Consider the following 8953-nt stretch of genomic DNA (forward strand, 5'->3'; position numbering starts at 1 on the left):
TTTCCTTTTTCGTTCCCCATTGAAGGGAAAGGAAAATTAGAAAATGTCGGAATGGATATGTCCCACGGCAAAACCACCCCGCCCTCCGTGCTCGACAGATTGTTGCCGCCCACCGTCAGTTCGTTATTGCGAGGGGAATGTCCGCTCTAAACCACGGCCGACAACCCTGCGGGTCCCAGATTTGACCATGGCTTCGGGCCCCCGCAACCAATTCTCATTGTCTTCCGAATGTGCTCCAAAGTGTCTGCCGGACAAGCTAGCGGCGCTGGCGGAGCAGTGGCCTCAAGACTGAAGCCTGGGTCGCGAAGACGGTACTTGTAGCTCTCGCAGGGTGCCGGGCTGATTACTGGAAAATCTCTTCTAATTTAAAGTAAAAGTGGTATAATGTGCTCTGTGATGGTTTCCCTCCCATCACGACCCATGGGAATTGAGGAAGCCCCGTCGCCCCCGTACGGGGCTTCCTTTTATTTTTCATCGATGAAGTCTAGATTTATACTTTGCGTACCCAAATGGGGGCGACCTGGGAGAGTTATCTTCTCCCAGTCTCGTTCCGCACCTTAGAGAGTGACGGCCGAGCCTAGCGGACGTCAGCCGGGACCTCCCGCTCTGCTCGGATCTTCCCCAGATCCTCTTCCGCGACTCCCAGACGGCGCTTGAAGTCGGCGTCGTTCGGCTCCTGCTGCGCAACATCAGCAAGAGGTGCCTCGCATCATCGGCGCGCGCCAGCGCCCTTTCAGTGTCTCCAAGCTCCATATAAGCGCGGGCGAACTGAAGCAGTACGGTCGCCCGTCGGTACTCAGCCTCTGCCGTCAGAGGGCCACGCTTCATGACGTCGGAGAGCAATGACTCACCATGCTCGAGGACCCTGACGACGGTGCTTTGCGGCGTGCCGTAGGCGATTGCCTTCCGCGCCGTCTCACTTAGGCTGGAATTGACGAGGTGCAGAGTTCGATCGAGAAACGCTTCGTTGGTCGTCAGGCCATTCCAAATGACGATGGTTGCCAAGCCGAAAACGATGCAGAGGTTCATCAAGGGCCCAAGGCGGCGATTCAATATGGGCATGGTTCGGCGCGGCAGCCTCTCGGTCCTTTGGTCCGAGGAGAAACCCAGCAGATCGGATGCAATCCTCGCAGCCGCACGATCATGATCGTACGCTCCCTGACGGGCATCGGTCGATTCGACGTCGTTAGGTCCTTTCGTAATGCGGCCGTCGGCATCCAGCTCGAATCTGAGCAACGGTGGGAAGCACTCGCCATCTTCATCGCCGGGCTTACCATCGATAATCAAAGGAAAGACCGGCCGGTTCGGATGGCGAGACTTGAAGCCCGGATCTCTTCATTCACGCGATGGCTTTTTGCCGCCGCGGGAGAGCAAATAACGATGAGAGATCGCGAAGCCTCCAACGCGCTCGTCGTCGCTTCGGACAGAGCGAAGTCTCTAGTCTCGTCGAGAGTTCGGACGAAGTGCTGCCTTTGCATCAACGGGCGAAGCCCGTAGTAGCGTTCGAGACGTTGGGTGAGCCGTTCGGCCCAAGGTCCATCGCTCTCGCTGCACGCAATGAAGCCGTCATATCTCATCCCACGCGGCTCATGACACGCGGTTAGCCCCGCAGAGATAGACCACCCCAACACCTCGGCCTCCTCAAGTGCTCGGTGCCGTCACGCCAAGTGGTGCGCGAGTTCCTTTCGACTGGCAGTAGCTCTGGGGCGGGTCCCCCTCCAAATCAAAGAGTCCCTCGCGCACCAAGGAAATCATACCATCCGGAGCGCTCCCAGAGAAGACTGTTCACAAGTATAAATTCGTCAGATACCGGAAATAGCGCGTGGCGCTCAAGGGAGAGGCAATGGGGGCGCCTCATTTTTAAACGTCAAAACCGTCTATACAGAGAAGGAGCTTCAGAGTACGATAGATATAGTTGATATATGCTACAAAGCGTACCCTTTATGCGCGTTGACGTCATCGATACGCATCAAGCGTTGCTTGATATCAGGGAAAATTGGGAGGCCGTCTATGCGAGCGATCCCGAGGCGCAATTCTTCTTGTCCTGGACCTGGATCTCACACTGGCTGGACGGTGACAGGTCTCAATGGTTCATTCTCGCCGCCGCGCCCGATGGGTCTTCCGACTATGTGGCGTTCTTTCCGCTGAGGTTGCGCACAAGAATGCGCAAAGCGGGAGGGGGCTTTTACAACGAGATTTCGCTGGCCGGCCGGGGGTTGTCGGACTACTCCGGCCTCATCACGCGTCCCGAATGCGAAGGCGAAGCGGTTCCTGCCTTCAGCCGCTTTCTCCGTCGAGCGAATTGGGCCGCGCTGACCTTGGAGTTTTTCCGCTCCTCCTCCAATAGGCTTGAACGCCTCTTGCGAAGTCTGCCGGCGAAGAATTTTCGCCGGATCGAGATTCCCGCGGTCAACAAGCCGGACAACGTCAACAATCTCGTTTGTCCCTACACTAGCCTGCCGGATTCCTGGGACGCGTATCTCACAGGGCTCGGCTCCAACACTCGACAAAAAATGCGGCGCTTTCTGCGGAAGGTCGATGATGGCCAGGAGTACCGCATCACGATCGCTAAAGCGGACACGATCGAGCGTGACCTCGATATCCTCATGAATTTCTGGCGCATCAAGTGGGCGCAGCGCAAAGGAGATCGCATGCACGGACTCGTGCGAGCGAACCAAAGCATGCTTAGGGCTTGCTTCGAGTGCGGCGCTCTATTCCTCCCCGTCATGTGGCAAGGGGACAAGCCACTCGGTGCGCTTGCCACCCTGGTCGACCACCAGAAGAAGGCGTTTCTGTTCTTCATGGCTGGGCGCGATGAAACGGTTCGCAGTCCGGTCCCGTCAGGCGTAGCCTCCATGCCTTCAGCCTGCGGCATGCTATCGAAAACGGCATCGCTATCTACGATTTTCTGCGCGGCAATGAGGAATACAAATACATGTTCGGCGTGGAAGAGGTTTTGCTCCACAACCTCGTCATCACACGCCCGGGCATCAGAATCTCGGCGGCAGGCTCGATCCTCGATGTGTCTTGCGTGTCCTTCACAAAACGATGCAGCTCCATAAGGCGAATAAGCTCGTCGATGCCGAACGAGGCTATCGTCAGGTCCTTGATGTGACCCCTCGATCTCCCGCTGCGCTGTATGGCTGCGGTCAGCTCTTGATGCGCAAGGTAGACTATCGCGGTGCAACGCAAATGTTTCGAAAACTGGTCGCGATCAAGCCGGAGGCCCGCAACGCCTGGCTACGGCTTGGACTTTCCTTCGAGGCGCAGAGCCGCTTTGCGGACGCGGCAAAGACCTACCGTCAGCTCCTAAAGCTCAAGCCTTCGGATGCGGAGGCTTACGTGAGGCTCGCACAAGTTCTTCTGGCTCTCGGCAAAACGGGAGAGGCCGGCTCTGCGTTTCGGACCGCATCGACCTTGCAGAACCGACCGAGCGCTCTCGTTCATTAGACAGAGAAGCCTTGCTGCTCACAATTCACGGAACGCTCGAGACATGCTGTCTTCGATGGGCTTGAACAGATACTCGAGGAAGGTCCGGTCGGCTGTCTTGATGTAAACCTCGACCGGCATTCCGGGCGTTGGTGCGAAGTCCGGGAGTTTCGACACCTCGATCAGATCAAGCTTGATGCGTGCGATATAGACATCGCTGGGAGTCTGCTGCGTCTCCTGCTTTCCTGACACGAGCGAGTCCGCCGAGACATACACGACCTCGCCAGGGATCATCGGCGTTATGCGCCGATTGAGAGCGGAGAGCCGAATCATGGCGTGCTGGCCGCGCTTGACGACGTCGATGTCCCCGAGCTTGACTTGCGCTTCGATTAGCAACTCTGCCTGAATCGGAAGAATCTCCATGATCGGTTTGCCGGGCTCGATGACGCCGCCTGGCGTGTGGTATTGAAGCTTCACAACAATGCCATTAACCGGAGCGGTGATGCTGACCCGCTCGACGACCGCCTTCGCCGCGTTTATGAGTTCGCGCACGTCTTTGAGTTCAGCGGAGACTTTATGCATTTCCTCTACCGCCGCCTTTGACGGTATTGTTTCGACGCCGGCCACCTGCTCCATAATGCGCGCGATTCTTTCACGTGCGTCGCCGATCTCTCCATTGAGCCTGCCGATTTCACCCGAGAGGTTCGCCTTCGCGCGCTCTAGAGACAGAACCTCCGGCTTGCGGATCAGTCCCTTCTTGAGAAGGCTCTTCTTCCCCTCGAGTTCTTCCTCGACATAAGCCAACTGCTGTCGAACCGCCGTGAGCTGAACCTTTCCGCCTTCCACCCGCTGATTCAAAGCGTCAACGCCCTCCATCAGCGTCGCGATCTCGGTCTTGACGGCATTGCGCCGCGCCGCGAGCGCTTGGCGCTCGCGTTCAAGTATTTCCGCGATGTCCGGATTGGAGTTTTGAGCGACGAGTTCCTGCGGGACAATCACATCGTCTTTTTCGTTCATTTCCGCAATCAGGCGCGCTTCCTGGGCCACGGCGCGCGCCTTGCGCAATTCCAAACGTCGCAGCTCCGTCCGCGGCTCTCTCTCGTCGAGATCAATGAGAACGTCTCCCTTCTCGACGACATCGCCTTCGCGAACGCGGATCTCTTTGATGACGCCCCCTTCCAGATGCTGAATGATCTTGTTCTCGCCCGTTGCGACGAAAGACCCACCGGCGATGATTGCGCCGGCGATGGGCGCGGTAGAGGCCCACGACCCAAAGCCAAGCAGGAACGCGGCCATAACAAAAAAGCCAAATATCGTCGCGGTCCGCGTCGAGCGGGGAATGCCCGCATGCCATTCCTGGGGCGCCGGTAGCTGGGTCATCTCAGCACTCCTACTCGTCGTCGCGGTTCAGATCGTCCAGTTCCTCGGCTTGATAATTGGCTTCGCCGCCGTTGGTTTCCGCTTTTTGCGCCGCAAGCTCTTTGCGCGCCGTGAGGAGCGGAATGATATCGTTACGCTCGCCGAGCGCTTGGACCGTTCCCTTCGTGAGAATCATGATCTTGTCCACGCTCCTCAGCAGTGACGGCCGTTGGGTAATTGCAATCACCGTAATCTGTTTATCTTTTGCCATCCCCAGGGCGCGGGCAAGGGCACGCTCGCCCGGCGGATCAAGGTTGGAGTTTGGCTCGTCCAATACGACAAGCTGCGGATCGCCGAAGAACGCACGCGCGAGCCCGATACGCTGCTTCTGTCCGCCCGAGAGTGGAGTGCCGTCCATCGACACCTGGGTCTCGTAACCTTGAGCGAACTCCGACACCATGCCGTGTACATCGGCGATTTCTGCGGCGTCAAAGATGGATTCGTCGCTTGCGTCTTTGCGCATTCTGGCGATGTTCTCTTTTATGGACGCGGGGAAGAGTTGAACGTCTTGGGGTAAATAGCCGACATTCTCACCGAGTTGTCGTGGATCCCAGTTGCGCAGATCCATCATGTCAAGGCGGACGTTGCCGGCCGTGGGAAAGATCGATCCGACGAGCATCTTTCCTAGGGTCGACTTTCCAGTTCCGGACGCGCCGACAATTCCGAGCGACTCGCCCGGCTGCAGCTCGAACGAGACACCGTTCAGAATGACCTTCTTCGCGGGCTGCGGCACGTAAAGTATGCGATCGACGATGAGATGGCCCTTGGGACGCGGCAGGCGCAACCTGTCGAAGTTCAGCGGCGAGGACTGCAGCAGTTTCTTCACTCTTGCAAAGGCGGAGCGCGCCTGCACGAAATTGCGCCAACCTTCGATCGTGCCTTCGATTGGCGATAGGGCACGGCTGCCGACGATCGATGCGGCAATGATCATGCCGCCCGTCAAATGTCCTTGTGTGGCCAGGTAGGCGCCCCAGCCCAGAATGGCGATTTGCGTGCAGAGGCGCACAAACTTCGACAGGGCGGTCAACCAGATATTGCGATCCTGCGCCGACACTTGAGACTTCAGCGACTCCGCCGTCTCGCCGCCCCAGATCGACACGCCCTCCGGGACCATGCCCATGGCGTTCATCACTTGCGCATTCCGCGCCATGGCGTCCGCCTGCAAGTTGGCCCGCGTTCCGAATGCGTTGGCGCGACCGAAGTGCACCGCCGTGAACTTCTGGTTCAGGAGGGCCAGTATCAGCAGCACGATGCCGGTCCCCAGAACGATGAAGCCGAGATGGGGATGAACCAAAAAGACAACGATGAGATAGATCGGGACAACCGGCATATCGAGCATAGTGAGGAGCACCGGTCCGGTTATGAAGCTACGCAAGTGCTGGAGTTCCGAGAGGATCTGAAACTCCCGGCTGGAACCGTTTTGGGAGGACCGGGCAGCCGCGCTCAAGACCGGCGCGCCTAGATGACTTTCCAGATCGACTGCCACGCGCATGAGGATCGTGCGCCGCGCCAAGTCCAAGAGGACGTGCGCGCCGATCGCGCCGACGACGACGATCGTCAACATGACGAGCGTGTCCATGCTTTGGCTGGTGAGAACGCGATCGGAGATGTTGAACAGATAGACCGGAATAGCCAGTACAAGCAGGTTGACCACGAAGGAAAACACGGCGACGGTCGCGAGGTTGCGCCGACAGCTGGCCAGGCCCTTCGTCAGGACGCCTCTGAAGTCCATGCTGGAAACGCGTCCGCCGATCGGTGCGGTTCCGTTCGCACCATTTGCGCCGTGGCCATTGGCGCCATTGGCACCATTGACGCGTGCCCGAGACTTGATGCCGTCGAAGATATTGCCGAGCGCACCGTTGCCCTTGCCGTTACCGGCGCCGGCCTCTTTCACGGTCTCCGTCTCGTCGTCGGACGACGCAGAGTCGACCGGTGACGCGCCGCCCGCGTCAAAACCGTTCTTGTCCCCCTTGCGAGGCGAATTTCGGCTCTTATTGGCCATGGCCACGTATGTCCCTCTTGGCTCTCTAGGTGAGGACATTGCCGAGAACGTCCGAATGCCCCGAATCGTAAACGGGGCCCGCCACGCCGTCCTCATCGTGACCCTCTTCGTCGGGGGGCGATGTAAAGGCGACGAGTTCGTTGGCCAGAGCGTCCGGGTTCGACTCTTTTATGCTGTCGTCATCGGAGGCGACCAGCTCGGTCTGGATGAGCATCTCATCCTCGTAAAGCTCTCCGCCGATGTAGTAGTCGGCCGCCGGGCCGGTGTTAAGAATCGTGGCGAAATTCCCGAGCGCGTTCTCGCCAGTGGAGGCCACCTGCATCGTCGGATCGGCGTCAGCTGCAGCGGCCGGCAGCGTCTGGATGACGACATCAGCGTCGGCAACGACGTTCTCCTGCTTGATGGCGTTGACGTCGTAAACATCACCCGTAATCAACAGGATGTTGAACGCAGGATCATCGAAGTTCGGAATGCCGAGCCCGGCCAGAATATCCAGTTCGGTGTCGCCGTTGTTGAGTTGGGCAATCAAGGCCTCCCACGCCGGTGTCAGCTCCTGATAGGACTGCGTTCCCCATTGTTCGATCAAAGCCTCATTCTGAAGCCAGTTTTTGCCGCTTGTTATCGAGGGATCCGTAAGGCTTTCGCCTTCCGGGAAGGATTCGTCGTAGCCGAGCACCTTGAGTGTGTCCGGATCGAGCAGGACATTCTTCTGATAAATGAAGTTGATCTCGTGGTAGTCGCCGAGCACGACGACCAGGTCATAATCGCCGCCGATGGTTATTATCTCGGCGAAGTTGCCTTGCTCGTTGGCCCCCATCAGGAGCTGATAGTTGGTCAGGTAAGAGTCTTGAACTGAGATGTCGCTGTCGTATAGCCAGTTCTGCTGTGTTACGACGCTGACGTCATACAAGTCGCCGTCAAGCACGTCGACATGCCAGTCGATCCCGGGGAATACGTTGCTCCCGGCAAAGCTCGGGACTCCTGGGTCCGTGTCGAGGAAGGTCGCAATGTTAAAGGCCTCGTTGCCGCCGCCCTCGATTTGGAAAATGCCATCGCCAGCGTATTTAATGTTGTCGTCATCGACATAGAGATTGAGCTGAACGATGGCGTCGGTCCTAAAGTAATCGCCGACGACGACAAGTGTGCCAAGTGCGTGATTGATATCGAAGATGCCCGCGACATTCGCCGCGAGGTTGGAACCGGCCGTAACGATCTGCGCGGGAACGTCCGTGGAATGCGAATCTTCCGGCTCCTCTTCTGGATCCAGTGCGGCTGGGAATACCGGCAACTCGGCGTCTTCGGGTTGAAGCTCGCCGTTTACATAGCGCCCGGCGCGACGTCGCTTCTAGTGGTTAGGCCCGTGGCTTCCCAGGTGGCGGCGTATTCGCCGGCGAACGTTATGAGGGAGGCCGTATCGAAAGAGATACTGGCGAACTCCGGAGGAAGCTCTGCATTGGCCTCGTCGTGGAACTCCACGAGGGTTTCGGCGATATCGTGTATTTGCAATGACTGGAGGGCGTCCACGGACCACCCCTCAGAAACCGTGATGTCGTTGTCCGACATCACGTTGAGCTGGTGGACCTGGATCAGGTACTGATCCCCGCCGCCGTCATAGGAAACATGGATTGCCGGTTCGTCCGCTACGAGCTGCAGGAGATCTGGCGCGGCGAGCAGGAAAGGAGCGCCCGGCGACGTAAAATCGTGGGGCCTTTCGTCGAGGATGGCATTGATGTCCGGCGGACGCGCTTTTGTATGGAAGGGCTCTGCCGACGCCGGACCATAGTCGATCAAGTTTGGCGCTATAGACTCCGAATCGACATATCGGGACGCCGTATCGAATTCGTCGAGATCGGGCGATTTGTGTGTCGCGTGATGCCCGCCTGGGTCGAAGTCTTCGCGGTCGCGCTGTGCCATGAACTCGTCATAGCTCTGGCGCATCCGCGCCACCTCATTGTTCAGGTGGAAGTGTCCGGCGAATAGACGGATGATCTCGGTGACACCGGTAGCCATACATGCCTCCTCCCCAGACTTCTCTTGGTCCGGTTTATTTCTGGCGCTTTATCCGAGTATCCCCGCTGGCTTCATTCCTATTCGAGAGAAGCC

7 protein-coding genes and 1 pseudogene are annotated in these 8953 nt (G+C 58.2%); 3 read left to right on the forward strand and 5 right to left on the reverse strand.

Going from position 1 to position 8953, the window contains the following annotated elements; genetic code table 11:
- Positions 1–1283: 1283 nt before the first annotated feature.
- Positions 1284–1577, reverse strand: a complete 294-nt coding sequence (locus tag AUC71_RS22530) for a toll/interleukin-1 receptor domain-containing protein (protein WP_069623218.1) — start codon at positions 1575–1577, stop codon at positions 1284–1286.
- Positions 1578–2162: 585 nt separating this feature from the next.
- Between AUC71_RS22530 and AUC71_RS22535 the strand changes: the two are divergent.
- From AUC71_RS22535 to AUC71_RS03965, 3 genes and pseudogenes are all read left to right on the forward strand, one after another.
- Positions 2163–2810, forward strand: a pseudogene (locus AUC71_RS22535) (GNAT family N-acetyltransferase); the annotation flags it as partial.
- 68 nt (positions 2811–2878) lie between these two features.
- Positions 2879–3115 carry a hypothetical protein gene (locus tag AUC71_RS22540; protein ID WP_425283351.1) on the forward strand — a complete coding sequence of 79 codons (237 nt, stop codon included), beginning with the start codon at positions 2879–2881 and terminating at the stop codon, positions 3113–3115.
- Positions 3049–3450 carry a tetratricopeptide repeat protein gene (locus AUC71_RS03965; protein ID WP_069623220.1) on the forward strand — a complete coding sequence of 134 codons (402 nt, stop codon included), beginning with the start codon at positions 3049–3051 and terminating at the stop codon, positions 3448–3450. Before AUC71_RS22540 ends, AUC71_RS03965 begins: the two co-directional genes overlap by 67 nt.
- 18 nt (positions 3451–3468) lie before the next feature.
- Here the strand turns inward: AUC71_RS03965 and AUC71_RS03970 are convergent, their stop codons facing one another.
- Genes AUC71_RS03970 through AUC71_RS03985 form a run of 4 tightly spaced genes read right to left on the reverse strand, consistent with a single transcriptional unit; the run spans position 3469 to position 8860 of the window.
- The gene (locus AUC71_RS03970) at positions 3469–4809 is read right to left on the reverse strand and encodes an HlyD family type I secretion periplasmic adaptor subunit (RefSeq protein WP_069623221.1); all 1341 of its coding nucleotides are present in this window, start codon (positions 4807–4809) and stop codon (positions 3469–3471) included.
- A 10-nt stretch (positions 4810–4819) separates the two neighbouring features.
- Positions 4820–6850, reverse strand: a complete 2031-nt coding sequence (locus AUC71_RS03975) for a type I secretion system permease/ATPase (protein WP_193427011.1) — start codon at positions 6848–6850, stop codon at positions 4820–4822.
- Between the two features lie 25 nt (positions 6851–6875).
- Entirely contained in the window at positions 6876–8138 is a 1263-nt protein-coding gene (locus AUC71_RS03980; RefSeq protein WP_069623222.1) for a hypothetical protein, read from the reverse strand.
- A 29-nt stretch (positions 8139–8167) separates the two neighbouring features.
- Positions 8168–8860: a hypothetical protein gene (locus AUC71_RS03985; RefSeq protein ID WP_069623223.1), complete on the reverse strand. Its 693-nt coding sequence runs from the start codon at positions 8858–8860 to the stop codon at positions 8168–8170.
- Positions 8861–8953 lie beyond the last annotated feature (93 nt).

Origin of the sequence: Methyloceanibacter marginalis (genome assembly GCF_001723295.1) — a bacterium.
GTDB classification, from domain to species: Bacteria; Pseudomonadota; Alphaproteobacteria; order Rhizobiales; family Methyloligellaceae; genus Methyloceanibacter; species Methyloceanibacter marginalis.